This is a genomic window from Paenibacillus camerounensis (assembly GCF_000723885.1).
Lineage (GTDB): Bacteria > Bacillota > Bacilli > Paenibacillales > Paenibacillaceae > Paenibacillus_AQ > Paenibacillus_AQ camerounensis.
Genome location: NZ_CCDG010000016.1, coordinates 63179 through 89560 on the forward strand (window position 1 = coordinate 63179; position 26382 = coordinate 89560).

The window sequence follows — 26382 nt, forward strand, 5'->3', positions numbered from 1 at the left end:
GGTATATATCAAGAAATCTGCAGAAGGGCAACGGCTGGAAGTCCAAACATTCCCCGCAGTTACGGCCTACGCATTATAAAAATTATTAGGACATGTTCATTTTATAACAAAAGAAAGGAAGTGAAGGTATGCCAGTTACAGCAGAATCAGCGAATAAGCCGGTTGCCAGCCTGATGGGCGTGAGCAAAAAAATCGGCTCCAAAACGCTGGTCAGCGATCTGACGCTCGACATTCCGCCCGGACAGATATTTGGATTCCTCGGTCCTAACGGCGCCGGTAAAACAACCACGATCCGCATGATGGTCGGCCTGATCTCCATCAGCCAAGGGGATATTCTGATCTGCGGACGCAGCATTAAGGATCATTTCGAGGAGGCTGTCGCCAATATCGGTGCGATCGTAGAGAATCCGGAAATGTATAAGTTCCTGAGCGGCTATCAGAATCTCCGCCAGTATGCACGGATGGTCCCCGGCGTTACGAAGCAGCGGATTGATGAGGTTGTGGAGCTGGTCGGACTCGGCCAGCGAATTAATGACAAAGTAAAAACCTACTCACTGGGCATGCGCCAGCGGCTGGGTGTGGCCCAGGCCCTGCTGCACCGCCCGAAGCTGCTGATTCTGGACGAGCCTACGAACGGCCTTGATCCGCAGGGTATCCGCGAGCTGCGTGATTATCTGCGGCGGTTATGCCAGACGGAGGGAACAACCGTCTTTGTCTCCAGTCATCTGCTCTCGGAAATGGAGCTGATGTGCGACAGTGTGGCGATCATCCAGAATGGCCGGCTGATTGATGTTAAGCAGCTCAAGGCTGTTGGGGATGCTGTGCTGCCTGTCACAGAAACGCTGTTTGAAGTTAATGATCCTGAAGGTGCGCTGACTTTGCTTGGACAAGGTGTGATAAAGAACGGGGGGGTTACCGTAGAGGCCGGGCGTGAGGAGATCGCTGAATTGAATGCAGCACTTGTAGCAGCCGGCTTCAAGGTATACAGCATCAGGGCGCTGTCACGGTCGCTCGAGGATCAATTCCTGGAAATTACCGGAGGTGAAGGCATTGGGTGAATTTGCAGCTCTCATACATAATGAGAACATCAAGATTTACAGCCGGGTCCGCACATGGGTTATGCTGGCTATCTTGGGGCTCATGAGTGCGCTGTTCCCGGCGCTGATTTATTTTACGAGCAGTTCTAATCCGGTTGGCGTGTGGGATAATTTTCAGCTGACGGTTACTATTTCCTTCTTTTTAAATACTATCTTTACGGTGGTAATTGCTTCCGATGCGGTGGCCGGGGAATTCTCCTGGGGAACCATCAAGCTGCTGCTGATCCGCCCGTGGAGCCGCTCCAAAATTCTGCTGTCAAAATATATTTCGATGATTCTGTTCAGCCTGCTCAGCACGGCTGTGCTGATTGCTTTCGGTTATGCGTCATCGCTGATTTTCTCCGGACAAGATACCTCGGATGTAACCAATCTGATGTCCTGGAGCCCGGCGGCCTATTCGTTTATGGATTTGTTCTGCCGCTACATTGAGCTGTTCCTGACAGCAGCACTTGCCTTTATGGTCTCCAGTGTCTTCCGGGCGAGCGGGCTCGCAATCGGACTGTCGCTGTTTATTATGTTTACCAAAAATATTTTTGTGCAGATTTTTAGTCCTGAACGCTTTGAGTGGGCACAATATCTGATTTTTACCCACATGGATCTGCGAGTATACCTTCTCAGTGATACCGGTCCGGGCGGGGTCAGCCTATATTTCTCAGCTGCGGTACTGGCTGCCTACTACGTGCTGTTTCTGGCTGTATCCTGGCTTGTTTTCAGTAAAAGGGATGTTGCTGCGTAAAAAGAATACCTCATGCAAAAAAAGCAGGCTAAGCGGGTATGCCCGCTCAGCCTGCTTCACGTTTAGCCTGCTGCTTGGCTGCACGCTTGGCCGCTTTGTCCATAGTTCCGGCATTCTCAGCAGAAGTGTGAGCCTCTGAGAGCAGAGGTGCAGGCGGCTCGGCGGTCGCTACTGAGCCGTTCAGCACGCTGCCTTCCATAATGCTCAGTGTGCCTGCCAGTATATTGCCGTGAAGCTGCCCGGTTTCGGTCATAGTGAGCCGCTGGTCGGCAGTGACATCCCCGTACACTTTTCCTGCAATAATGATCTCTTTTGCTTTAATGGAGGAACGCACGGTACCCAGTTCACCGACGGTTACTGTTCCCTCGCAATGGATCTCCCCGCTGAAATTCCCTTCAATCCGCAGATTTGTATCACACTGCACCTTACCCTCCAGATTGCCGCCGTGGCCGATCAGCGAATCCGTTGATCTGGATAGTGCCCCCTGTTTTCGTCTGGTCCACATGTTTATCCCTCCCGTACATTCTGTTAAGGCTCAACGTAACCCAAAGGATTGACTGCTTTATTCTGCTTCAGAACCTGAAAGTGAAGATGCGGCCCGGTGCTGCGCCCGGTATTGCCGAGTGTGCCGATCTGCTGGCCCTTGCTGATATAATCTCCCTCGGAGACGTCCATGCTGTTCAGGTGCATATACCAGGTTTCCAGGCCGTTTGCATGCTTAATGATGATATATTTGCCTCTTGCACCCATCTGGTCGGAGGCCGTAACCTCACCGTCCATCGCCGCATAGACCGGGTCCCCGATGCTGCCGGCAATATCAATTCCGGAGTGATAGGCGGAGACCCCTTTGAACGGATCGGAGCGGTAGCCGAAGCTTGAGGTGATTATTTTGGATTGGGTAGGCCAGATGACGGCCGGTGCCAGTCTGGCTTGTTCGGCAAGCTCCTCTTTAGCCTGGAGCCTGGCTTCCGCGCTCTGCACCTCCCTCGCCTCAGTAATGGTGGCGGACAGGCTGGTGAGCAGCTCATCAAGCAGACTGCGGATCTCCTCGTAATCATCCCTTGCCTCCTGGACAAGTCCCAGGGGGTCCTCCTGATAGACAGCGATATATTCTCCGCCGACCTGGGGAGTTACAGTGCTCCTGATTGCTGAAGCGACGGCCCCGAGGCGGAAGCTTACAGCAGGCAGGGAGGAGAGAGCGGTGCCGGATTGCGCTCCTCCTGCGGCATTGGCTTTGTAGTTAGCGGCTGGAGCTGCAGAGTAGGCGGTAAGGCGGTTTCCTGAAACAGCATCTCCTGAGATGGAAGCGGAGTCTCTGTCTGCCTCCGGGTCTGCCCCGCCGTCCTGCTCTGTTTCAATCAGGGATTGCAGCTGTGCTTCAAGCTCGCTGACGCTTTTCAGCTTGTCTTTGATGGTGGCGGCTTCCTCAGACAGTTCAGTCACCTTGCTGCGGAGCTGCAGCAGCGTCTGGTCCTTGTCGGCGACCTTCATCTCCATACGGAGATTGGCCAGTGACAAGGAGGCGGCTTCGGCCTCCAGCTCCGCTATGGAGCGTGAGGCATGAAAATGCATCGAGGTGACCAGACTGGAAATAGAGAGGGCAGCAGCAGCCGGGAGGACCAGAGCGAGCGGCTTGGACAGGTGGACCTGTCTGACCGGCCGGCCGGCTTCACGGACAACAAGCAGGGTAATCCGGTTATCCTTATGCTGGGTTTTCATAGCTTCTCCTTTCTGCGGCTGGGCGCCGCCTTGTACGGCTAGAATGTTGCTTTTCAGTAATAATCAGCAGGCTCATCCGATTTGTCCTATTACTCTATGTATTCCGGCTGCTGGATGAACATGACAACGGTTTGCTTGAATAAAGTGGGAGAGTTACGGCAAAACCTGTACTAGATAAGAATTGTCCGGATAAGAAAAGGCAGCTGGCGGAATTTGTCTGCCGGGACTTAGGGGAGGTGAGGGGTTGATAATTATAGTGACTTTGCTGGGGCTTTTTGTGCTGCAGACTGCGGCAATCCTGCTGCTGGAATACCGCCGCCCGCAAAGGGCGCTGGCCTGGCTGTTCCTGAGCTTTTGCTGTCCGCCGGCCGGCCTTGCACTCTATTATTTTCTCGGAAGGGATTACTGGCAGAGCCGCAGAATAAGCAGGCGCTGCACACCGGCAAAACGAAGGGAAATCCGTGCCCATGTCAGCGGCAAAATCCGGATGGTCAGAAAGCCGGAGGAGTGCGGTAATCCCGCCTTTGCCGGACGTGAGGAGCTGATCCGCATGCTTTCCGGATTATCCGGTATGAAGATTACAGGCCGGAATCATTGCCGGGTGCTGCCGAATGCCGGTGTTGCCTACGATGCCATGCTGGAGGCGATGGAGGCCGCGCGCGAGCATATCCATCTGGAATTTTATATTTTCCGCGATGATGAGATCGGCGAGCAGTTTCAGGATGTGCTGACCCGCAAAGCGCGTCAGGGGGTGAAGGTCCGCCTTTTGTGCGACGGTCTGGGCAGCCACAGTCTGGGCAAGCGGTTCATCCGCACGCTGAAACATGCAGGTGTGGAGATGCATTTCTTTTTGCCTCCGCTGATCTCGCTGCTTGAGCGCCGGTTCAATTACCGGAATCACCGCAAAATTATAGTAGTCGATGGTCTGGTCGGCTTTACAGGCGGGATGAATGTAGGGGACGATTACTTAGGCAAAGATCCCAAAATGGGCTACTGGCGTGACACGCATCTGCAGCTGGAAGGGGATGCGGTATATGACCTGCAGGATGTTTTTCTGAAGGACTGGAAGCTGGCGGCAGGGGAACTGCTTAGCCATCCGCGTTTTTTTCCGGAGCATCACTGTACAGGTGAGGAAGCGGCGCTGATTGTGGCAAGCGGGCCCGACGGGGCGATTGATGCCTCCCAGGGCATGTTTTTTGGTTCGCTTTGTGCCGCCAGGAGGCGCATATGGATTACCTCGCCGTATTTTATTCCCGATCCTGCCATCTGCCGGGCGCTTAAGAATGCGGTGCTGGGCGGGGTGGATGTCCGTATTATTATCCCGGGCAAACCGGATAATAAGCTCGTCTATGCGGCGTCACTGTCCTATCTGGAGAATCTGCAGGATGCCGGAGTGAAGTTTTACCGCTATACTGCGGGCTTTATGCATGCCAAGGTGATGATTATTGATGATCTGCTGGCGGCGGCAGGAAGTGCCAATCTGGATATGCGCAGCTTCTATTCCAATTTCGAGCTGTCGGCGGTGCTGCTGGCTCCTGGGACGGTTGCCGGGCTGGCGGACGCCTTTGAAAAGGATCTGAAGCACAGCGAGTTTATTGATCCCGACAAGTTCATGAGGCGCGGAAGGAATGTCAAGTTGATTCAAGGTCTTTGTCAGCTGTTATCTCCGCTATTATGACCAAAAATAGGACTAAACCTTAACTTTTCTAAGGCGCGAATATGTTCCATACCTTATTTGACCGTCTTTTATGATATAATATAAGTACGAGAAGAAACATAAGAAAGTGTATCTTGAACCTTATACTTTCCGTTATTCTTTGGATACTTATTTATAGGGGGAGTTCTATGAATGTAAGCCAGCAAATCTTTACGAGTGAGGATGAGAAAAAACCACTGAAAGCCGGATCTATGAAGGCGGCCAGGCTGCGGCTAGCCCAACGGATTGTCATGATGGTGCTTGGCGCGGGGATGATGTCCGTTGCGCTGGAAATTTTTCTTGTTCCCAATGAGTTGATTGACGGCGGAATAACAGGTATTTCCATTATGCTATCCCATATTTTTCATATACCTCTCGGTATCTTGCTGACCCTGCTCAACCTTCCGTTTCTGATTATCGGATATAAGCAGATCGGCAAAACCTTTGCTTTGTCCACATTGTTTGCTGTAGTTGTAATGTCCGTCGGCACACAATTATTGCATCCGGTAAATCCGATTACCGTTGAACCGCTGCTGGCAGCAGTGTTCGGCGGCGTTATTCTCGGCGTCGGTGTGGGACTCGTAGTCAGATACGGGGGCTCGCTGGACGGCACTGAAATCGTGGCTATCCTGGTCGCCAAGAAGCTGCCGTTTTCGGTCGGTGAAGTGGTGATGTTCTTCAACTTCTTTATTCTGTCGGGGGCGGGCTTTGTCTTCGGCTGGAATAACGCCATGTTCTCTTTGATTGCTTATTACATTGCTTTCAAAATGATCGACATTACACTTGAAGGTCTTGACCAGTCCAAATCGGTCTGGATTATCAGTGACAAATTCCGCGATATCGGTGAAGCGCTGACAGAACGTCTGGGACGCGGAGTTACTTATCTCGATGGTGAAGGCGGCTTTTCCGGGGAAAACAAAAAAGTGATCTTCGTGGTCATTACGCGTTTGGAAGAAGCGAAGCTTAAATCCATTGTTGAAGACTGGGATTCCGACGCCTTTATTGCGATCGGCAATATCCATGATGTAAAAGGCGGCCGCTTTAAAAAGAAATCAATCCACTAGCGTCATCCGGGGGAACGGATACGCGGTCTGAAGGAAGGTATATTTACGAAAGTCAGAGTAACCAATCCGGTGCCTGCAGCAAGCTGTGCCGAATTCTCATATATAATACCTTCCGTCCCAAAGCTGGACGCCTGATAAGCCCGCAGCCTGTTATAGGCAATTGCGGGCTTATTGCTGTCTATAGGGGATATGCATGTCCGGAATCAAGGCAGCTTTGCAGCGATTTCGCCTACAGGCTGCGGGGGCACCTTAGCGATAAGGTCACCTGTGCGGGCAAGCCGCTCTTCAATATTCAGCAGGTGAAAATCCAGCGGTGAAACGTTACGGGCAACCTCCTCCCATAGCAGCGGTGTAGATACGGTAGCCCGCGGCCTTGCGCGCGGGGTATAAGGTGCAGCCAGCGTTTTTCCGCCGTAATGCTGAAGATAATCAAAGTAAATCCGATCGCCCCGGTGCTTTTTGAGCCGCTCCAGTGTGAACAGGCCAGGGTGCTTTTCGGCTACATACCGTCCGATAAAATGTCCCGTTTTCCGCAGCTCCTCAAAGGTTACGCCCCGATGCACCGGTACAATAATTTGAACCCCTGTCGCCCCGGAGGTTTTGGGTACGGAGGCCAGACCCAGCGACTTGAGCACCTCGCCGACCAGGGCGGCTGCCTCCATGATCCGCGGCTCCACCTCAAGGGAGGGATCCAGATCAATCATCCACTCACAGGGCAGTTCACTTCCTGCATAATGCAGGGAGGGATGAAATTCAAGTGCAGCCAGATTGCCCAGCCACAGCAGCTCCGGTAAGCCGTGCAGGACAATATACGTAATCCCGTCCTGCGCGGCTGTATGGACGAATTCCGGCCTCGGCTGCGGCGCATTCTTCTGGTAGAAGGACATTCCCGGCACGCCGTGCGGATAACGGATGACGGTCAGCAGCCGGTTCCTGCAGTAGTGCAGCAGATAGGGGGAGAGGGCTGCCAGCTTCTGCAGATAAATCCGCTTGGTAATACCCATCTCCGGCCAGAGCGGCTTGTCCGGATTCGTTACGGTAATCTCCTGTCCGTCAATGGTAATGGTGCCTTTCAGTGTAGCCGGCATGGAATGCCCTCCTTTCTAAGAATGTTCAACCCCGCTGTTCCAGCCGGCAGGCATCAGGCGGCAGATCAACCTGTGCCTGAATAACCGGCTGGCGCAGCGTGCCGGAGGCGTTCCATTCCAGGAAATGCAGCTTGAATACCAGGCTGGGCCTGATCCATACCGCATCCTTGCTGCGCTGCGGAACACCTGTAAACGGCATGACGGGCACCTCCAGATTATGGGCTTGTGCTGTCAGATTACGCCAGTCCGTGGCTGTCAGCCGGCCAGCTCCCGCATGTCCGATATAGTGCAGCCTGCCTTCATCGTCATAAAGACCGAGCAGCAGGGCATTAACTGTTCCATCCCGGAAGGTAACCCCTCCGGCAACAGCGGTCACGTCGAGAATGTTCTTGCGTTTCTGCCACCGTGCATCCTTGCCGCCGGGGGCATAAGTGCTGCGTATATCCTTGCAGATGATGCCTTCCAGGCCGCCTTTGCAGGCAGCGGCGAACAACTGCACCGGATCTGTGTAGCTCGGCACATTCTGCACATGCGGGTGAGGAAGCAGTACATCCTTCAGCATCTGCTGGCGTAAGGACAACGGCCGGTCGAGCAGCCATTCACCGTTACAGTACAGAATATCAAATACCATATACAGCACCGGAACCTGCGGCTGTACTGCCCGGACAGCCGCTTCGCTTCTTACGCCGTCACGCCGCATCACCTCGTGAAAGGACGGCTTCCCCCCGCTCAGGGCAATAACCTCACCGTCGAGAATATAGCTGTCTGCTCGGCAGTAACGTCCCTGTACGGTCAATTCGGGATACTGCATGGTACGCCGGTTGCCACGGCGGTTAACAAGCTCTATAGCGCTGCCGTCATAGCAGGAGAGCATGCGGACACCGTCCCATTTAATCTGGGCGATCCACTGGCTGCCGGAAGGCAGCTGTCCGGCAAGCACCGGCTCAAACGGCTTCACCTGCTTTACTTCCATCAAACCGCCTCCTTGGTAGCTGGACAGTACGCGTTAAGATATGGTTTCTTTACTTTTAGTGCTGCGCCGTTTAGCCTTGGGTGCAATGACCGGAATAGGGCCGGTTGCCTCGCTGAGAACAGGAGATCCGGCTTCCGCTTGGGCGCCGCTGGCTTTAGCGGTTCTTTTTCGGGTACCGGCGGCAGGTTTGGTCTTGGCTCCAGCTGCGGCGGGAGCTGTCCCGGGGTCGCTCGGAATATGCTGAACCGCCTCAATGCTGGCCTGCAGCGCGGCCATCAGGTCGATCACATTGCTCTCCTGCCGCGCCGGTGCGATGTGGAATTCCTCACCGGATATTTTGTGCGAGATCAGATCCAGCATCCGCTGGCGGTAGTCGTCTGTATACTTGGACGGCTCGAACGGAGTGGACAGCTGGGAGATCAGCAGCTTGGCCATTTCCAGCTCCTTGTCGCTGACAATACCGGCTTCCGGGAGTCCGGGAACCTGAGTAACCGGCCGCACCTCATCCGGATAAAAAATCGTCTCAATCGCCAGACAGTTCTCCAGCACGCGTATTGCTGCCAGACTGCTCTTGGAACGGATGGAAATTTTGGCGATTCCGATTTTACCGGTCTGGCGCATCGCCTCCATCAGCAGCCTGTAAGCATTGCTGCCGGCCTGGTCAGGGGACAGGTAGTAGGTTTTCTGGAAATAAATCGGGTCAATTTCAGTTAAATCCACGAAATCAAGAATGGTAATGCTTTTGCTGCTCTCCTCAGTCAGCTGCTCCAGCTCCTCCTTTTCGAACAGGACGAACTTGCCCTTTTCATATTCATAACCCTTACCGATTTCCTCCCAGGCCACTTCCTTCTCACACACGGGGCATTTGCGCACATAGGATAGCGGGCTCCCGCACTCCTTATGGATGTATCTTAGGGAAATATCCTTGTCCTCGGTTGCCGAGAACATTTTGACCGGAACATGCACAAGACCGAAGCTGATGGCCCCTTTCCAAACGGTATGCATAGATATCGCCTCCTGGGTATAAGTGCTGCAAGAGCTGACAATAACGATGTAATTACCGTTTAGTATGCTGTGGCGGTGCTGATTCTACCCTGATGCATTTTTTGCGAGCCTTGGGAAAAAATAAAGCCAAGCACATGCCGGAAGGGAGTCGATAAGGTGGACAATGGACGCAAGGAATGGCTGGATGATCTGTCTGAGCAGGATATTCCCGCCGAGGTTGTAGACTGGGCAAATATTGTGGCTGATCCCGCTGAAGATGAGCTGGGTACGGAGGCCGGTTATCTCGATGCTGATGCAACGATCGGTGAGCCTGAGGCGGATGAGGAGCAGGAGTAGGCAGCGTGTATGGAAGCGGTATCCATTACTAAAATAAAACATATGTTTTCGAAGGAGACCTGAATCATGGACGTAAAACGGGCAAAGGATATTTATGCCTCTAAGGAGATGATCCCGGTTCATCTGGACGGTGAGTCGGTATGGATTGAACGGGTGGACGAGGAGAACGGTATGGCGACGGTACAGGTAGGCTCACGTCCAGCCAATACCCATACAGTAGGGGTAGAGCGGCTGGAGGAGCAGGCCAAATAACTGCAGCGGTTTTAACAATACACAACGGCAGAGCAGCAGTATCCGGACTACGGATATTTGAGGCTCTGTTTTTTTTGGAAAAGCTTTCTCGAGCTGCCGCGGAGCTTACACAAGGGTTGACGCTGGCTGCCGCCTGACCCTATATTTGGGAGGTGAATTTGATGAAAAGAGATGATGAGCATGCGGCCTATTTTGCTTGGCGTCTGTTCGGCGCTGTTTTTTGCGGTAACCTTTGTGCTTAACCGGCGGATGGAGCTGGCGGGAGGGAGCTGGGCCTGGAGCGCTTCGCTGCGCTATTTGTTTACATTGCCGTTCCTGATGGCGATTGTTGCCGGAAGGGGGAGACTGAAGCCGCTGCTTGCTGTGATGAAAGAACGCCCCGGGGCCTGGCTGCTGTGGGGGACTGTCGGCTTCGGACTGTTCTATGCGCCGATCTGCTTCGCGGCAGCTTATGCGCCGGGCTGGCTGACTGCCGGAACCTGGCAGATCACCATTATTTCCGGCTCCCTGCTGGCCCCGTTCTTTGGACAATGGGTTGCGGGTCCTGGAGGGGCACGCATCTTTGAACGCGGGAGGATTCCGCTTCGCGGCCTCGGACTGTCTCTTATTATTCTTGCCGGTGTCGCCTTGCTTCAGGCCGAACACGCCCGGGAGCTTGAGGCTTCACAGGTTCTTCTGGGAATCATTCCAATACTGATTGCCTCCTTCGCCTACCCGCTGGGGAACCGCAAGACGATGGAGCTGTGCGGTGACCGGCTTGATGTATTCCAGCGTATCCTTGGCATGACGCTGGCCAGCCTGCCGTTCTGGCTTATTATATCGCTTGTCGGCCTGGCCGATACCGGTCTGCCCTCAGGCTCGCAGGCCCTGCAGTCTGTCATTGTGGCTTTGTCCTCTGGTATTGTTGCCACCGTGCTGTTCTTCCGGGCAACTGATATGGTGCGCAGCAGCATGAGCGGCCTTGCCGCTGTAGAGGCAACCCAGTCGCTGGAGGTACTGTTCGCCCTGATCGGTGAGATGCTGATTCTGTCCGCTCCGCTGCCCTCGCTGCTGTCCTGGACCGGAATTGCAGTCATTATTGCCGGGATGGCACTGCACAGCCTGTTTTCCCGCCGCACACCAAAGAAAAAGCAGGCTGGGACAAGCAGACAGATTGCCCCCTACCTTACGGGCGGCCGCGGCGACTAGAGGGGGTTGTTGCGGGACTAGTAGCATACCGATATAATTAAATGTAAGGTAAAGATATGCCGGTTCATGTCTAATCAGGATATTGATATAAGGTGGAGTTGCAGCTTGGACAATAATGTTGAAACGGTGTTCCGTTACCGTTCCCATAACCTTCAGGATACGGAGTCGCTTGCGGCTGAGGTAGCCGCCGCGGTATCAGCCGGTACGGTGATCGGCCTGAACGGTGATTTGGGTGCCGGAAAGACGGCGTTTTCGCAGGCTTTTGCGCGCCATCTGGGCGTTGAGGGGATTGTGAACAGTCCTACTTTTACAATTATTAAGGAATATACCGGGCGCCTTCCGCTGTACCATATGGATGTGTACCGGATTTCACCGCAGGAAGCGGACGAGCTGGGGCTTGATGAATATTTCTACGGGCAGGGAGTATGCCTCGTGGAATGGAGCAGCATCATTCCAGATCTGATGCCGCAGCAGCATCTGCACATATACTTGGAAACGGCCGGGCTTGAGGAACGCCTGATTACGGTGACGGCAGCTGGAGAGCCTTACGCCGGAATCTGCCGCGCACTGATCGAGAAGTGGGGTAACGAAGAATGATGAACGATAATAACGGGCCGCGCAAGCGGCTTTTAGCGCTGGATACCTCGACGGCTATCCTGGGTGTGGCTGTAACAGAAGATGGCAGAGTACTGCATGAGATCAATGCTTCCGGGGAGCGGAACCATTCCGTGCATCTGCTGCCGATTATTGAGCAGGCAATGCAGGCCAGCGGTACGGATGCCTCCATGCTGAAAGGCATCGCCGCCGGTATCGGACCGGGCTCCTATACCGGCACACGGATCGCGGTTTCAACAGCCAAGACACTGGCCTGGGCCTGGAAGGTGCCGGTCACCGGTGTGTCCAGCCTGCATGCGCTCGCCTGGGGCGGATATGCTGCAGTGCAGGAGAAGCATGCGGACGGATCAGCGGAGCCGTCTGAATTAACCGGGTTTGGCCCCGACTGGGTTATCCCGCTGATTGATGCCCGCCGGGGACAAGCCTATACCGGGCTCTTCGCGGCGGATGGACAAGCTGCGCCGCAGCGGCTGGAGCCGGATGCGATCCGGCTTATGGCTGACTGGGTGCTGTTCCTGGGTGAACGCCTGAAGCAGGCGGAGGCAGAGGGCAGCAAGCCGCATACGGTATGGTTTGTCGGCGAAACTGCGCAGCACGGCAGCAGTGCCAGTCTTGAGCCGTTGCTGGGCAAGGCTGAGATTCAGCCTGTACCGTACGAGCTTGAAGGCCGCTGGGCAGGATTTCTAGGCGAAGCAGGCCTGCTGGAGGGCAGTGATGATGTTCACGGGTTAGTCCCGAACTACACCCAGCTTTCTGAAGCGGAAGCCAATCTGCGCCGGAGCAGTGAAGGGAGCAGAGGCCAAGTATGACGGAGCCTATGATAGTGGGAGATCAGGGAAGTAAGCTTGTTTTTCGCCTGATGAAGCTTGAGGATATTCCGGAAATTCTCGTCATTGAGCGGGAAGCCTTCACCATGCCATGGACCGAGGAGGCATTCCGCAATGAACTCACGCATAATCATTTTGCCAAGTACATGGTGATGGAGCTGGAGGGCCGGATTATCGGCTACGCCGGGATGTGGGCAATTGTCGATGAAGCTCATGTAACGAATATCGCTCTGCTTGAAGCTTACCGGGGACGCAAATGGGGCGAGCGGCTGCTTGATGAGCTCATGAAAACCGCGGGCTTCCTGGGGATGAAATCCATTACGCTTGAGGTAAGGGTCTCAAATGAGGTAGCCCAGAATTTATACCGTAAAAAAGGCTTCCGCCCGGCCGGCACCCGCAAGGGCTACTATTCGGACAACCGTGAAGATGCGCTCATTATGTGGGCGGATCTGCCGGCTGGCGGGGAGCAGGGAATGATGGAAGGAAGAGTGGAGCAGAAATGAATACAGAAGCGGGCGCGGCTGCGCCTGTACTAATATTAGCTATTGAGACAAGCTGTGATGAAACCTCGGTAGCGGTTGTCAAGGACGGCTGTGAGGTGCTGGCTAACATCATCTCCAGCCAGATTGAAACCCACCGCGCCTTCGGCGGGGTTGTACCGGAGGTCGCTTCCCGTAAACACGTTGAGGTGATTACCCTGGTGATTGAGGAAGCGATGACTGCGGCCGGTGTACAGCCGGAAGAGCTTACGGCTGTTGCAGTAACTCAAGGACCGGGGCTGGTCGGAGCACTGCTGGTTGGGGTCGTGGCTGCAAAGAGCCTGGCGCTGGCCTGGGGCAAGCCGCTAATCGGCACCCATCATATCGCCGGGCATATTTATGCCAACCGGCTGGTTAAGGAGCTGCAGTATCCGTGTATGACGCTGGTTGTATCGGGCGGGCACACGGAGCTTGTAAATATGGAGCGTGAAGGGGAGTTCCGGATTATCGGACGCACCCGGGATGATGCAGTGGGCGAAGCCTATGACAAAGTCGCGCGCGCCCTGGGCTTCCCGTATCCGGGCGGCCCGCATGTTGACCGTCTGGCCCGTGAAGCTGAGGCGGCAGTAGCCCTGCCGCGCGTCTGGCTGGAGCCGGATTCGTATGATTTCAGCTTCAGCGGCCTGAAGTCGGCTGTACTGAATGTAGTCAACCAGAGCAAGATGAAGGGGCTGGCTCCGGATGTGGCAGGCATTGCCCGCGGCTTCCAGGAGTCAGTCGTCGAAGTGCTGGTCGAGAAGGCTGTACGTGCTGTAAAAGCCAACCAGGCCAGGCAGCTGCTGCTCTGCGGCGGGGTTGCCGCCAATAAAGGGCTGCGCGAAGCACTGATATCCCGCTGCGACAAGGAAGGGATTGAGCTGATTATTCCTCCGGCCGTTTATTGTACGGATAATGCGGCGATGATCGGAGCGGCGGCCTACGTGAAATGGCGGCATGACGGCAGTACGCCGCTGGATATGGTTGCCGATCCCGGCCTGTCGCTGGAGAAGTGGTCTGTTTCTGCCTATTGACATCCCTGAAACAGGAAGAGTATAATCAACCCAATTCAATTAACGAAACGCTATGAAGAGAAGCAGTAAGGTAACTCCGGGTTAAGAGATCTGCGGGTAGGTGCGACGCAGCCGAAGGAGTCCTGAACTCGTCTTGGAGCGGAGCGGTGGAAGCGGGATGCTCTTTCTAGAGGAGCGATAAACGGTGCACTAGTGTGCCGGACCTTTCGTACACCGTTACGGGTAACCTCCGTGAGAGGGTGGTCAATCAAGTACAGGGGGATGCTGAAGTTATCCCGATCAACTGGCTGACTGTTGAGTGGATATTCTGCAGGCTGTGTATTACGGCTGAACCGGAATGTCAACAAGAGTGGTACCGCGAAGGTGAACAGCCTGTCGTCTCTTGAATGAGACGGCAGGCTTTTTTGTATGCTTTTATATGAATTACACGCAATGAACGGGAGCAGTAGATGATGAGGGTGTGCAGAGAGCTGCGGGCTGGTGCAACGCAGTCACCTGATAGGCATTGAATCTCGCCCGGGAGCGGAGCGGCGGAAACAGGAAGTACGCTGCAACGGAAGTCCCCGTTACCGGACATCTGTATTTGCCGGACTATACCCGTATGGGGATGAGCCGGATACGGGGTGAGCTGGGCGCAGCTTGCGGTTTATCAGGAAGGTAAGCCGGATGCGTCAACAAGAGTGGTACCGCGGTGGGGTGACCCGCCGTCTCTTATAAGAGACGGCGGGTTTTTGCGTTGTTTTATGGTTGTAAACTTATATTTCAGGAGGGTTTATGATGATTATTCCGGTAAAGAAACGAATTCAGATTTTTGATACGACACTGCGGGACGGAGAGCAGGCACCAGGTGCCAGCTTGACCCCGGAGCAAAAAATTGTGCTGGCCCATAAGCTTGCCGGGCTGGGAGTCGATGTGATTGAGCCTGGGTTTCCGGTCTCGAGTCCGGGGGATTTTGCCGCAGTGGAGACCATTTCCCGTAAAGTAGAGGGAGTGGAAATCTGCGGCTTCGCCCGCGCGGTCCGCGGGGATATCGATGCGGCTGTCCGGGCAACCCGGGATGCGGCACGGCGGCGGATTCACCTGTTCATCTCCTCCTCCGATATTCACCTGCGCCATCAGCTGCGTAAAAGCCGCCCTGAGGTTGTTGCGGCTGCCCGTGAAATGACGGCCTATGCCCGCCAGTTCTGTGATGTGGTAGAGTTCACTGCGATGGATGCGGCCCGGACAGGAATCGATGACCTGATTGAAATGGTTGAGGCCGTCATTGAAGAAGGGGCCGGTATTATCAATCTACCGGACACAGTCGGCTACGCCCTGCCGCATGAATACGGTGAGATGTTCCGGCGGGTGCGCCTCGGAGCAAGAGGCGGACAGAACGTAAGCTACAGCGCTCACTGTCACAATGACCTGGGGCTGGCTGTTGCGAACAGTCTGGCGGCGATTGAAGGAGGCGCTACACAAATTGAGGTTACGGTTAACGGCGTTGGCGAACGGACCGGAAACTGCGCACTGGAGGAGCTGGTTATGGCGCTTGAGACCAGAGGGGATGTACTTGGCGCAGAGACGGGAATCGTACTGGAAAAGCTGTATGATACCTCGCGGATGATCAGCGGGGCAATGCATTTCCCGATTGCCTTTAATAAGCCGGTTGTCGGGCGGAATGCCTTTCAGCATGAGTCCGGCATTCATCAGGACGGCTTGCTGAAGGACCGCAGCACCTATGAGATTATGGACCCGGAACGGCTCGGCATTCCGCGCAGCATGATTATTCTGGGCAAGCACTCCGGCAGGCATGCACTGAAGGACCGTGCGGCCAGGTATGGAATAGCTCTGGATGCGGCCGAGCTGGATGCGCTCTACGAATCCTTTAAAGAGACCGCTGACCGCCAAAAAGCTGTCAGCGATGATGAACTGCTGCGGATGATAAGCAGCACTACCGGACAGCAGGCGCAGTTCTACGAGCTGGGGGATGTCCAGGTGCTGGCCGGCAGTTCCCCGCATAGAGTAGCTGCAGTTACGGTACGCAACCTGAAGACAGGAGCGAATGAAGCTTATACCAGCACGGGTGCGGGTCCGCTGGAGGCTGTTATTGCGGCAATCAGCCAAGGGATTACTGAAGGTATCGGCTTTGACGGCCTTGAGCTGCATTCGCTGGGCAGCGGGGAGCAGGCCCAGGCTGAAGCTGCGGTTATGGTAGAATACAGCGGGACCAAATTCAGGGGAACAGCCATTCACCGGGATATTGTCATGGCAGCAGGAATTGCCTACGTGGCTGCCTGCAATGCGGCTCTGCTCTCTGATGAAACCGAAAAAGGCCGGGAAAAGGCAGTGTAATTCCAAAGAAGCAGCATGCTGAGCGTATGTCAAAAAAAGTAGAAAATTAGCGAATGCCGAAATTGTCAAGCTGTGGACAACGTTATCCACATATTCCGCCTTAGTTGTGTAAAAACCGTGTAAAATCAGCAATAACGCCTGTTTCAGACACCCCGGAAGGAAGCGGTTTTTCGGTGTCAGGTTTCTGTGGGAATTGTGGATAATGTGGACAATTCGGTGGATAAAAAGTACTTGACAAACAAAATGCTGATTTAATGCATAAAAAAAGGCCCGTTGGGCCTTTTTTTATTAGGGGTTATACACGAAAACTGTGGATAGATATGTGTATAACTAATTTTGAACAAATCGGGAACAGTTAAAAAATATTTATTTAATGCATTTACATTATTCGTCAGCAAGCTGCTCCCATTCGTCAAACCGCCCGGCAAGCTGTTCCTTCTTATTCTTCAGGTCGGTTTCATGCTGCTGGAGTGCCATATAATCCTGATAAACCTCAGGTTTTGTCATCTCAATCTCTATTACGGCGATCTCTTCCTCCAAGCGGGCAATAGCTTCTTCCAGCTCAGAAATCCGCCGCTGGCGGTTGCGCTCCTCACGCTTGGCTGCTTTGTCCGCTTCAAAGGAAGAGGCGCTGCCTTTATCAAGAGCTTCAGACTCGGCAATCCGTGCAGCTTTGGCTGCAATGAGCCCGGCTTCCTCCAGAGCAATAGCCTCCAGCTCTTTTTTCTTATCAATATAATCATCGTAATTGCCAAGATACTGGTCAATGCCGGCCGGATGCAGCTCCAGAACACGTTCAGCCATCTTGTTCAGGAAGTACCGGTCATGGGAAATGAACAGCAGGGTACCTTCAAAATCAATGAGTGCCGACTCCAGCACCTCGCGGCTTACCAGATCCAGATGGTTGGTAGGCTCATCGAGTATAAGCATATTAGCACCGCGCAGCATCAGCTTGGAGAGGGCCACCCGGGCTTTTTCCCCGCCGCTCAGCGCAGCTATCTTCTTCAGGACATCCTCGCCGCTGAACAGGAAGTTGCCGAGAATCGTGCGGATTCGTGCCTCCTCCAGCATAGGATATTCACTCCACAGCTCCTCAAGCACAGTGTTGCGCGGGTTAAGGCGTGTCTGCTCCTGGTCATAGTAAGCGATTTTAACCTTGGCACCCCAGTTAACGGTTCCTGCGGAAGGCTCCCGGGTGCCGGTAAGGCATTGCAGCAGTGTTGACTTGCCGATTCCGTTCGGCCCGATTAGTGCAGCTGTCTCTCCGCGCCGCAGCTCAAAGGAAGCGCCGCGGAAGAGCGGGGACGCAGCTTCATTGAATGCTACGGCGACATCACGCACCTGCAGCACCTCTTTGCCGGACATGAAGTCGGGCTCGAAGGAGAAGCTTGCTTTCTTCAGGTCGCCGAGCGGCTTGTCGATACGTTCCATCTTATCCAGTGCCTTGCGCCGGCTCTGGGCACGTTTGGTGGTGGAAGCGCGCACGATGTTGCGCTGTACGAAATCCTCCATCCGCGAGATTTCATCCTGCTGCTTCTCATACTGTTTCATGCGGATTTCATATTCCGCCGCCTTCAGCTCCATATAACGGCTGTAATTGCCTGTGTACCGCCGGGACTGGTGGCGTTCGATTTCTACAATAGTGGTGACCAGCCTGTCGAGGAAATAACGGTCATGGGAAACGACCAGAATGCCGCCGGCATACCCGCGCAGATAATCCTCCAGCCAGGTCAGTGTCTCAATATCCAGATGATTCGTAGGCTCATCCAGCATGAGCAGGTCGGGAGCCTGCAGCAGAATGCGGGCCAGCGCCAGCCGGGTTTTTTGCCCCCCGCTAAGCGTAGAGATAGGCGTATCCGGTGCAAATTCACCGAAGCCCATACCGTGCAGCACGCTGCGGATCCGGGTATTCATCTCATAGCCGCCGTGGTCCTTGAACCAGTCTGAGCGCTTGGCATAACGCTCCAGCAGATCCTCATACCGCTTCTCATCATTAGCCAGCTTCGGATCGGCAATGTCCGCTTCCATCTGGCGCAGCTCATTCTCTGCTTCAATTAGAGGAGCGAATACAGCCAGCATCTCTTCCTGAATGGTTTTGTCGGACTGCAGGCCGCTGTTCTGGGCCAGATAGCCGACGGTTGTCTCTTTGGATTTATGAATTTGTCCGCTGTCAAAGGACATTTCACCTGCGATAATCTGTAAAAAGGTGGACTTTCCGGCTCCGTTGACACCTACAAGGCCTACCCGTTCCTTTTCGTTCACCTGCAGGCTGATGCCGTCCAGCACGCTTTGAACACCATATGATTTCGAAATTCCTGTCGCTTGAAGAAGCATACTGATTGAACCCTCCGCCCTTGCATATTCGCCCGGACGATATAGCCCGGCTGTTAAACTTGCTTATACTACAGTTTACATGAAAAGCTTCTGCGGCGCGAGGGGGACGGATTGTATGATTCGTGTAACAGGGCAAATGATACAACCTTGGCGAACCGGGGGGAAGAGTGGTAAACTGAGTTTACAAACAATGATAAGTCAGGTAAATACGTAAGGGGAGGCGGCTGCACATGACAGTCCGGAGTGACCGGACCGCTGAGTGGAAGCGGGAGCTGCGTGCAGCGGCTGCTGCTGCACGCGGTAAGCTTCCGGGGGGCCAGAGAGAGCAGCTGTCTTCTCTGGTCTGCCGGCATGCGGCGGAATGGCTGGCAGGCGAAGGGGTAAAGACGCTGCTTGCCTATGTTCCGTTCCGCTCGGAGCTGGATACACGCCCGCTGATCAGCAGTGCATGGGCAGCGGGCTGCACTGTGCTGCTGCCCCGTGTGATACAAGCCACAGGAATGATGAGCCTGCATCCGGTACACTCATGGAAAGAGCTTGTACCCGGGGCATACGGTATTCTGGAGCCTGCAGCTGATTCCGCAGTTATGCAGGTCCCGCTGCACCGGCCGGAGCTTATTTTCGCGCCAGGGCTGGCATTTGACAAGCGCGGCGGAAGGCTGGGCTACGGAGGCGGATACTACGACCGGTTACGGGCCGGGCTGGATACTGAGGCCTCCGGATCAGGAAGAGACACGCTTTGGATTGGCCTGTCCTTCGGCCAGCAGGTGATTGAAGAGGTACCGATGGATAATCATGATGCCTGCATGGACCTGTTAATTACCGAAGACGGCGTCATGGATTTCCGGGAGGAGAGACGGCATGGAATTTAGTCATTTTAACGAGCAGGGCCGCGCGCGAATGGTGGATGTCAGCGACAAGGAGGTCACCAAGCGGTCGGCGGCTGCAAAGAGCAAGGTAACGATGGACCCCGGGACACTTGAGGCAATCAAGGCCGGAAGAATCAGTAAAGGGGATGTTCTGGCTGTTGCACAGGTAGCCGGCATAATGGCTGCGAAGCAGACGTCTGCCTGGATACCGATGTGCCACCCGTTGCCGCTGACCGGTATAGATATCGCCTTCTCGGATAACAGCAAAGATGAACTTTATATAGAAGCAACCGTGAAGACGGCCGGGAAGACCGGTGTGGAGATGGAGGCGCTGACGGCTGTTTCTGCGGCTGCACTGACCGTCTATGACATGTGTAAGGCGCTGCAGAAGGATATGGTTATCGGACCGACGATGCTCGTATCCAAGAGCGGCGGAAAGAACGGGGATTACGTGCTGGAAGCTTAGACAGCCCGGGTGCTGCAAGAGAGAAGCGCAGCGGGCTGCAGACTGCGGCCGTCCATACATAGAACAGAGAGGGAGGAATAACCTATGGCGTGGAAAACAGCAATCCTGACAGCAAGCGATAAAGGATCCCGGGGCGAGCGGGAAGATACGAGCGCCCAGGTTATCCGTGAGCTTGTGGAAGAAGAGCTTGGCGGTGAAATTATCGAGGTCAGAATTGTGCCTGATGAGCAGGACGAGATTATTGCAGCGCTGATTGAGCTTACCGATTACTTCAAGGCCGATCTGGTATTGACCACTGGCGGAACCGAGCTGGCTATCCGCGACGTTACCCCGGAAGCAACCCGGCGGGTAATTGAGCGCGAGGTGCCGGGTATGTCCGAGGCAATGAGAAGCACTGTGATGCAAAAGAACCGTGCGGTCATGCTTTTCCGCGGCATTTGCGGTATCCGCGGACGGACGCTCATTGTTAATCTGCCCGGTACGCCTAAGGGGGTACATGAGAATCTGGCGGCAATCATGGATCAGCTGCCGGAAGCACTGCTCATGGTAACCGGCCAATACCGTCAATAGCATCTGCAAGCCCTTGCCGTGTCACATTTAGCCGGATTAAAGCCGTTGGATGTGTGATATAAGTTATGGTATTATTAAGTTGCTGCTTAAGTTATCATGACCGGATAAAAGGCGAGGAGGAATAACGAATGCTGAGTGGTATTGGTGCTCCCGGAATTATTCTGCTGGTGATCCTGGCGCTGCTGCTGTTTGGTCCGAATAAGCTCCCTGAGCTTGGCCGGGCGGTCGGACGTACCTTCCGTGAATTCAAGGACGGCGCACGTGAAATTATCAGTGAACCGGAACCGGCTAAGCGCAGTGAAGCTCCTGCTACGCCGGCCCCGCAGTCATTAGCTGCAGATCTTCCGCAGGACCGGAAGCTGCCGGAATAACAGATTTAATTACGCGGGGGCGTTACTCTCAGTCTGCTTCAGACCGGGCGAACGCTCCTTTATTTTTTTATTAGGAGAACAGCATTCTACATATGTTATCCGGGTGGTGACCTATCATGTCTCTGGAAGCGGAAGAAATGTCATTGGTTGATCATCTGTCCGAACTGCGCAGACGCATCATTTATGTGCTGATTATGTTTACAGCCGGGCTGATCGGCGGACTGTTTGTTGCAGGGCCGATATATGAGTTCCTGATTGACGCCGACCAGGCGCAGAGCTTTGTGCTGCACGCCTTCTCCTTCTGGGACGGTATAGGCATGTACATGAAGATTGCCATGGCGGTGTCGCTGGCAGTATCGCTGCCGTTTATTGTCTATCAGCTATGGGCGTTCATCAGTCCGGGTCTACATCCGGAGGAGCGGAGCGCTGCACTGCGGTATGTTCCTTATGTGTCGGTGCTATTTGTGCTGGGCCTGTTATTTGCCTACTACATTGTCTTCCCTATGGCCTTGTCGTTTACGATCTCTGTTACCCGGAGCATGGGGCTGGAGGAGACATACGGGATTGCCGAGTATTTCAGCTTTATGTTCAGCCTCTGCCTGCCGCTGGCTCTGCTGTTTGAGCTGCCGCTGATCGTGATGTTCCTGACCAAGCTGCGGATTCTGAATCCGCTGCGACTGCGGCGGATGCGGCGGTATGCCTATTTCGCCCTCGTCTTTATCGCTGTTGTTATTACGCCGCCGGATTTTATTTCGGATTTCCTGGTTACTGTGCCGCTGCTTGTACTGTATGAGTTCAGTGTGTTTCTCTCGGCTTTTGTCTACCGCAGGCAGCTGGCTGAGGATGCAGCGCGTGAAGCAAGGTATGCGAAGCAGGAGCAGTTGTAAGGTCTCAGGTTTTGATGCCGGGCAGGCATATTTTGCCTCCCGGTGGATAGAATGTAGGTGAGTGTGTACCGGATAACCCTGCAGAGCCATATTTTTCCGCAGGAAGCATCCGATTTTACGTAAAAGGACTTGAAATCCGTCTTCAAGTTGAGTATCATAAAAATTGTTGTTAGCACTAAAGATGGTTGAGTGCTAATACTCCCGGGTAATAGGGAACCAGCTGGCTGATGCCGTGCAGTAACCTGTCTCCGGACAGCCGGTTAATCATGCTGATTCTCCGGTATTCCAATCTATGTTTTCAAGTCAAACCACATAATTTCAAAGGAGGCTATTTTTCATGATCAAGCCATTAGGTGAACGCGTATTGGTAGAAGCAAGCGAGCAACAGGAAACCACTTCTTTCGGTATCGTGCTTCCGGACTCCTCCAAGGAGAAACCACAGGAAGGCAAAATTATCGCAGTTGGCAGCGGAGCTCTGAAAGACGGAGTTCGTGTACCGCTGGAAGTTAAAGAAGGCGACCGCGTGATCTTCTCGAAATATGCCGGCACCGAAATCAAATACGAAGGCAAAGAATATCTGATTATGAAAGAAAGCGACATTCACGCGATTCTTGACTAAGAGGAACGTGTATAAGAATAGCTGTAAATATACTTAAGTTTCAGTGCACGTAACACAAACCAGGTATATGCTTTCGAAGCTAGTTTGTTCGAAGTATATTTCCAGAAGTAACGCTCACAAACCAGGTATATGCTTTCGAAGTTAGTTTGTTCGAAGTATATTCCCAGAAGTAACGCTCACAAACTTTTAGGAGGTTAACACTAATGGCAAAAGAAATTAAATTCAGTGAAGACGCCCGCCGCTCGATGCTCCGCGGGGTTGATGCTCTGGCTAACGCAGTAAAGGTTACACTGGGTCCTAAAGGCCGTAACGTAGTTCTTGAGAAAAAATTCGGCAGCCCGCTGATCACTAACGATGGTGTAACGATTGCTAAAGAAATCGAACTGGAAGATGCTTTCGAGAACATGGGCGCACAGCTCGTTAAAGAAGTAGCTACCAAGACTAACGATGTAGCCGGTGACGGTACTACAACTGCAACGGTTCTGGCTCAGGCTATGATCCGTGAAGGTCTGAAGAACGTAACTGCAGGCGCTAACCCGATGGTTATCCGTAAAGGGATCGACAAGGCGGTTAAAGCAGCTGTTGCTGAACTGCAGAACATCGCTAAGCCAATCGAAGATTCCCAGGCTATCGCTCAAGTAGCAGCTATCTCTGCTGCTGACGACGAAGTGGGTCAACTGATTGCTGAAGCTATGGAAAAAGTGGGCAAGGACGGCGTTATCACCGTTGAAGAATCCCGCGGCTTCCTGACTGAGCTTGAAGTGGTAGAAGGTATGCAGTTCGACCGCGGTTACATTTCTCCGTACATGATTACTGACACGGACAAAATGGAAGCTGTTCTGGACAACCCGTACATCCTGATCACTGACAAGAAGATCAGCAGCACGCAGGAAATCCTGCCGTTGCTTGAGAAGATCGTACAGCAGGCCCGTCCGCTCGTGATCATCGCTGAAGATATCGAAGGCGAAGCACAGGCTATGCTGATCGTGAACAAGCTGCGCGGAACGTTCAACGCTGTTGCTGTTAAAGCTCCAGGCTTCGGCGACCGCCGTGAAGCTATGCTGCAGGACATCGCTGCTCTGACAGGCGGCCAAGTGATCACTGAGAAGCTCGGTCTTGACCTGAAGAGCACTTCCATTGACCAACTGGGTAACGCACGCCAAGTGCGCGTAACCAAAGAAAACACTACAATTGTAGACGGCAGCGGCGACAAAGCGGACATCAATGCCCGCGTAAGCCAGATCCGTTCCCAGCTGGAAGAAACAACTTCCGAGTTCGACAAAGAGAAATTGCAGGAGCGTCTGGCTAAATTGGCTGGCGGCGTAGCCGTTGTCAAAGTAGGCGCTGCAACTGAAACAGAATTGAAAGAGCGCAAGCTGCGCATCGAAGACGCCCTGAACGCAACCCGCGCTGCGGTTGAAGAAGGTATCGTATCCGGTGGTGGTACAGCTCTTGTGAACGTATATAATGCAGTAGCAGCAGTAGATGTAACCGGTGACGAAAGAACCGGCGTAAACATCGTACTGCGTGCTCTGGAAGAGCCGATCCGCACAATCGCTGCGAATGCCGGCGAAGAAGGTTCCGTAATCGTGGACCGTCTGAAGAAAGAGGAAGTAGGTATCGGCTACAACGCTGCAACCGGCGAATGGGTAAATATGTTCGAAGCCGGAATCGTTGACCCTGCGAAGGTAACACGCTCCGCGCTGCAGAACGCTGCATCCGTAGCAGCAATGTTCCTGACAACCGAAGCTGTTATCGCTGACAAGCCAGAGCCTGAAAAAGGCGGCGGCATGCCGGATATGGGCGGCATGGGCGGAATGGGCGGCATGATGTAAACAAGGCTGTAAAGCCTTGTGGGGCAAGGGTTTCTCCTCGGAGAAACCTGAATTGCCCACATTGTGTACAATGAAGACACCTTAGAGTGATGAAAATTACTCTAGGGTGTCTTTTTTATATCTTGAATAAGGTTTCGGTATAAATCAAGAAATCTGGAGTCACGGCACAGCCCGAACATAAAGATTTCTTTAACTTTCACACAGGGGCTAATCTGCCATGTTAAAGTAGCGTGATAGGTTCAATCAGCTACTTTATTCTCAAATTGAAAGGCCGGAATTTGATGAAATATATCCGAAGCTTAATCATTTTTGTGGTTTTTTTTGTTGCAATAACTCCATCAGCAGCGGCACAAAGCTCAAACTATGCAGAAGGGCTTAACCGCTTGGGATTGTTCAGTGGAACGGGGAATGGATATGAACTCTCGCGGGTGCCTACCAGAGCAGAATCCCTTGTAATGATGCTGCGTCTGTGGGGGAAGGAAGACGAGGTCCTGACAAGCACTTACAAGAATCCGTTTAAGGATACGGGCTGGGAAAGCCGCTACGTGTCGTATGCTTATGCAAAGGGTGTAGTTAACGGAATTGATGAATACAGCTTTGGCGGTAACCGGCCAGCCACTCTACACCAGTATTGTTCAATGATTTTAAGGGTTTTGGGATATTCAGAAACTAAGGGCGACTTTACCTATGAAACTGCGGTTTCTTTCGCCTCCATGGTGTTAGGAATAGACTTTACAAAAGAACTCGAATTCAATCGGGGAACGCTCGCAAAAATAAGCAGTCATGCTTTAAACACAAGACCCAAAAATCAAATTGCAACACTAGGTGATACCCTTAGCACAACAGATGTTTTCACAACGCAAGCTTTAAACGAGGCAAGGTCACTTTGGGAGCAGGATAAAAAGGTAGAATCATCGACGATTCTAATATATGCAGTTGGTTCTGATCTTGAATCACAGCAAGGCCGGCTGACAGATGACCTGGAAGAAATTCTTCGCGGCCAGCCAAACCAAAATACGAAAATCCTGATTCAAACAGGCGGAACGCTCAAATATCACAACAACTATATGACGGATGGAGCATCAGAACGCTTTGAGGTGGGCAAGGGACAACTTAAAAAGCACGAAAGCCACATCCAAACCGCAGCATCAGACCCTAAAACACTAAAGGATTTTCTTGTCTGGGGCAAAACTGTTGCACCAAGTGAGCGTTACATACTGATTTTATGGGATCATGGGTATGGAACAATGGGCGGATTTGGTGCAGACGAGCTAAACGGACGAAAAACGATGAAGGTTTCGGAGCTTTCGAAAGCAATCGGTTCAGCAGATATGTATTTCGACTTAATCGTCTTTGATGCATGCCTTATGGGTACGGTTGAAGCGGCCTATGCCCTTAGAGACCATGGCAAATATCTCATAGCCTCTGAAGATTCAACCCCCGCAGCAGGGCTGTATTATACCACATGGATAGGTGCAATGGAGCGAAACCCGCAGATTAGCACTGAAAGGGTAGGGCGTTTAATTTTAGATTCCTTTACCCTTCATTCGGGGATTGAAGCTAAGATGCAAACAACAATGTCTATGATGAAGCTTTCTCAGGCTGAATCCTTAGTTAAGGCAATAGAAAATGCAGAATTGGATTCATCATTAACAAGTCTTGCAACCAACTCAGAGCTATTAGGCAAGAACGACGGGATATTTGATCAATATGATCTTATAGTGCTAATGGGCAAATCATCAGAAATCACTGCCGCCGCCCAAGCACTTGCTTTCGAAGTAAGAAATTCAGCAGGCTATAACAATCGGGGCGGCATAGCTTTATATGTCCCTAACAGAAAAATATCACAAATAAATGAAATGAAAGAAGAGCTACAAGCCATAGGTCTTAGCTCTAAGTATATAGAAACTATTCTCAACGGAAAATAGCTGTAAAGGCTGATCGTTGTCCAG

At 53.1% G+C, this 26382-nt stretch carries 27 protein-coding genes and 1 other annotated feature; of the genes, 21 read left to right on the forward strand and 6 right to left on the reverse strand.

The window, feature by feature from the left end:
- The first annotated feature begins 128 nt into the window (after positions 1-128).
- A complete protein-coding gene (locus BN3772_RS06545; protein ID WP_042197962.1) occupies positions 129-1058 on the forward strand; it encodes an ABC transporter ATP-binding protein in 930 nt (309 codons plus the stop codon).
- Positions 1051-1833, forward strand: a complete 783-nt coding sequence (locus tag BN3772_RS06550) for an ABC transporter permease (RefSeq protein ID WP_042197964.1) — start codon at positions 1051-1053, stop codon at positions 1831-1833. The genes BN3772_RS06545 and BN3772_RS06550 overlap by 8 nt, the downstream gene beginning before the upstream one ends.
- A gap of 46 nt (positions 1834-1879) precedes the next feature.
- Here BN3772_RS06550 and BN3772_RS06555 read toward each other — a convergent pair whose 3' ends face one another.
- Together BN3772_RS06555 and BN3772_RS06560 are read right to left on the reverse strand one after the other, a co-directional pair.
- On the reverse strand, positions 1880-2338 hold the full coding sequence (locus BN3772_RS06555) for a bactofilin family protein (protein WP_042197966.1): 459 nt from the start codon (positions 2336-2338) through the stop codon (positions 1880-1882).
- Between the two features lie 23 nt (positions 2339-2361).
- Positions 2362-3552 carry a M23 family metallopeptidase gene (locus tag BN3772_RS06560; RefSeq protein WP_042197968.1) on the reverse strand — a complete coding sequence of 397 codons (1191 nt, stop codon included), beginning with the start codon at positions 3550-3552 and terminating at the stop codon, positions 2362-2364.
- 244 nt (positions 3553-3796) lie between these two features.
- Between BN3772_RS06560 and cls the strand changes: the two genes are divergently transcribed.
- Positions 3797-5230, forward strand: a complete 1434-nt coding sequence (gene cls / locus BN3772_RS06565; RefSeq protein ID WP_042197970.1) for a cardiolipin synthase — start codon at positions 3797-3799, stop codon at positions 5228-5230.
- Positions 5231-5460: 230 nt separating this feature from the next.
- Complete coding sequence (locus tag BN3772_RS06570; protein WP_042198061.1) at positions 5461-6312, forward strand: YitT family protein; 852 nt, start codon at positions 5461-5463, stop codon at positions 6310-6312.
- Positions 6313-6515: 203 nt separating this feature from the next.
- On the opposite strand, the gene ligD is transcribed toward BN3772_RS06570, so the two are convergent.
- From ligD to ku, 3 genes are read right to left on the reverse strand one after another with little or no spacing between them, the layout of a single operon-like run.
- A complete protein-coding gene (gene ligD / locus BN3772_RS06575; RefSeq protein ID WP_042197972.1) occupies positions 6516-7400 on the reverse strand; it encodes a non-homologous end-joining DNA ligase in 885 nt (294 codons plus the stop codon).
- Positions 7401-7425: 25 nt separating this feature from the next.
- Complete coding sequence (locus BN3772_RS06580) at positions 7426-8373, reverse strand: ATP-dependent DNA ligase (RefSeq protein ID WP_042197973.1); 948 nt, start codon at positions 8371-8373, stop codon at positions 7426-7428.
- Between the two features lie 33 nt (positions 8374-8406).
- Positions 8407-9378 carry a non-homologous end joining protein Ku gene (gene ku, locus BN3772_RS06585; protein ID WP_042197975.1) on the reverse strand — a complete coding sequence of 324 codons (972 nt, stop codon included), beginning with the start codon at positions 9376-9378 and terminating at the stop codon, positions 8407-8409.
- Between the two features lie 156 nt (positions 9379-9534).
- Between ku and BN3772_RS06590 the strand changes: the two genes are divergently transcribed.
- From BN3772_RS06590 to BN3772_RS06625, 9 genes are all read left to right on the forward strand, one after another.
- Positions 9535-9714, forward strand: a complete 180-nt coding sequence (locus BN3772_RS06590) for a hypothetical protein (RefSeq protein ID WP_042197977.1) — start codon at positions 9535-9537, stop codon at positions 9712-9714.
- 66 nt (positions 9715-9780) lie between these two features.
- Positions 9781-9966: an H-type small acid-soluble spore protein gene (locus tag BN3772_RS06595; RefSeq protein WP_042173300.1), complete on the forward strand. Its 186-nt coding sequence runs from the start codon at positions 9781-9783 to the stop codon at positions 9964-9966.
- 180 nt (positions 9967-10146) lie between these two features.
- Complete coding sequence (locus tag BN3772_RS06600) at positions 10147-11154, forward strand: DMT family transporter (RefSeq protein WP_042197979.1); 1008 nt, start codon at positions 10147-10149, stop codon at positions 11152-11154.
- 105 nt (positions 11155-11259) lie between these two features.
- Positions 11260-11751 carry a tRNA (adenosine(37)-N6)-threonylcarbamoyltransferase complex ATPase subunit type 1 TsaE gene (tsaE, locus tag BN3772_RS06605; protein ID WP_042197981.1) on the forward strand — a complete coding sequence of 164 codons (492 nt, stop codon included), beginning with the start codon at positions 11260-11262 and terminating at the stop codon, positions 11749-11751.
- Positions 11748-12578, forward strand: a complete 831-nt coding sequence (gene tsaB / locus BN3772_RS06610; RefSeq protein ID WP_042197983.1) for a tRNA (adenosine(37)-N6)-threonylcarbamoyltransferase complex dimerization subunit type 1 TsaB — start codon at positions 11748-11750, stop codon at positions 12576-12578. The genes tsaE and tsaB overlap by 4 nt, the downstream gene beginning before the upstream one ends.
- Positions 12575-13099, forward strand: coding sequence for a ribosomal protein S18-alanine N-acetyltransferase (gene rimI / locus BN3772_RS06615; RefSeq protein WP_042197985.1), 525 nt, complete (start codon positions 12575-12577; stop codon positions 13097-13099). Before tsaB ends, rimI begins: the two co-directional genes overlap by 4 nt.
- A complete protein-coding gene (gene tsaD, locus BN3772_RS06620; RefSeq protein WP_042197987.1) occupies positions 13096-14145 on the forward strand; it encodes a tRNA (adenosine(37)-N6)-threonylcarbamoyltransferase complex transferase subunit TsaD in 1050 nt (349 codons plus the stop codon). The genes rimI and tsaD overlap by 4 nt, the downstream gene beginning before the upstream one ends.
- A 194-nt stretch (positions 14146-14339) precedes the next feature.
- Complete coding sequence (locus tag BN3772_RS30545; RefSeq protein ID WP_157643554.1) at positions 14340-14531, forward strand: hypothetical protein; 192 nt, start codon at positions 14340-14342, stop codon at positions 14529-14531.
- 37 nt (positions 14532-14568) lie between these two features.
- Positions 14569-14860: a binding site (T-box leader), on the forward strand.
- A 62-nt stretch (positions 14861-14922) separates the two neighbouring features.
- A complete protein-coding gene (locus BN3772_RS06625) occupies positions 14923-16479 on the forward strand; it encodes a 2-isopropylmalate synthase (protein ID WP_042197989.1) in 1557 nt (518 codons plus the stop codon).
- Positions 16480-16863: 384 nt separating this feature from the next.
- Here the strand turns inward: BN3772_RS06625 and BN3772_RS06630 are convergent, their stop codons facing one another.
- Positions 16864-18813, reverse strand: coding sequence for an ABC-F family ATP-binding cassette domain-containing protein (locus tag BN3772_RS06630; protein WP_042197992.1), 1950 nt, complete (start codon positions 18811-18813; stop codon positions 16864-16866).
- Positions 18814-19043: 230 nt separating this feature from the next.
- On the opposite strand from BN3772_RS06630, the gene BN3772_RS06635 reads away from it, so the two are divergent.
- The 8 genes from BN3772_RS06635 to BN3772_RS06670 all read left to right on the forward strand — a co-directional run bounded on the left by BN3772_RS06635 (position 19044) and on the right by BN3772_RS06670 (position 26358).
- Positions 19044-19685: a 5-formyltetrahydrofolate cyclo-ligase gene (locus BN3772_RS06635; protein WP_042197995.1), complete on the forward strand. Its 642-nt coding sequence runs from the start codon at positions 19044-19046 to the stop codon at positions 19683-19685.
- Complete coding sequence (gene moaC / locus BN3772_RS06640; RefSeq protein ID WP_042197997.1) at positions 19675-20148, forward strand: cyclic pyranopterin monophosphate synthase MoaC; 474 nt, start codon at positions 19675-19677, stop codon at positions 20146-20148. The genes BN3772_RS06635 and moaC overlap by 11 nt, the downstream gene beginning before the upstream one ends.
- A gap of 84 nt (positions 20149-20232) precedes the next feature.
- Complete coding sequence (locus BN3772_RS06645; protein WP_039870183.1) at positions 20233-20718, forward strand: MogA/MoaB family molybdenum cofactor biosynthesis protein; 486 nt, start codon at positions 20233-20235, stop codon at positions 20716-20718.
- 131 nt (positions 20719-20849) lie between these two features.
- A complete protein-coding gene (gene tatA / locus BN3772_RS06650) occupies positions 20850-21089 on the forward strand; it encodes a twin-arginine translocase TatA/TatE family subunit (protein ID WP_086074442.1) in 240 nt (79 codons plus the stop codon).
- Positions 21090-21205: 116 nt separating this feature from the next.
- Positions 21206-21976 (forward strand): twin-arginine translocase subunit TatC, encoded by a 771-nt coding sequence (gene tatC, locus BN3772_RS06655; protein ID WP_042197999.1) that lies wholly within the window; start codon positions 21206-21208, stop codon positions 21974-21976.
- A gap of 337 nt (positions 21977-22313) precedes the next feature.
- On the forward strand, positions 22314-22595 hold the full coding sequence (groES, locus tag BN3772_RS06660; protein WP_042198002.1) for a co-chaperone GroES: 282 nt from the start codon (positions 22314-22316) through the stop codon (positions 22593-22595).
- A 203-nt stretch (positions 22596-22798) separates the two neighbouring features.
- A complete protein-coding gene (gene groL, locus BN3772_RS06665) occupies positions 22799-24430 on the forward strand; it encodes a chaperonin GroEL (RefSeq protein WP_042173324.1) in 1632 nt (543 codons plus the stop codon).
- A 281-nt stretch (positions 24431-24711) separates the two neighbouring features.
- Positions 24712-26358, forward strand: a complete 1647-nt coding sequence (locus BN3772_RS06670) for a clostripain-related cysteine peptidase (protein ID WP_157643555.1) — start codon at positions 24712-24714, stop codon at positions 26356-26358.
- Positions 26359-26382: the final 24 nt, after the last annotated feature.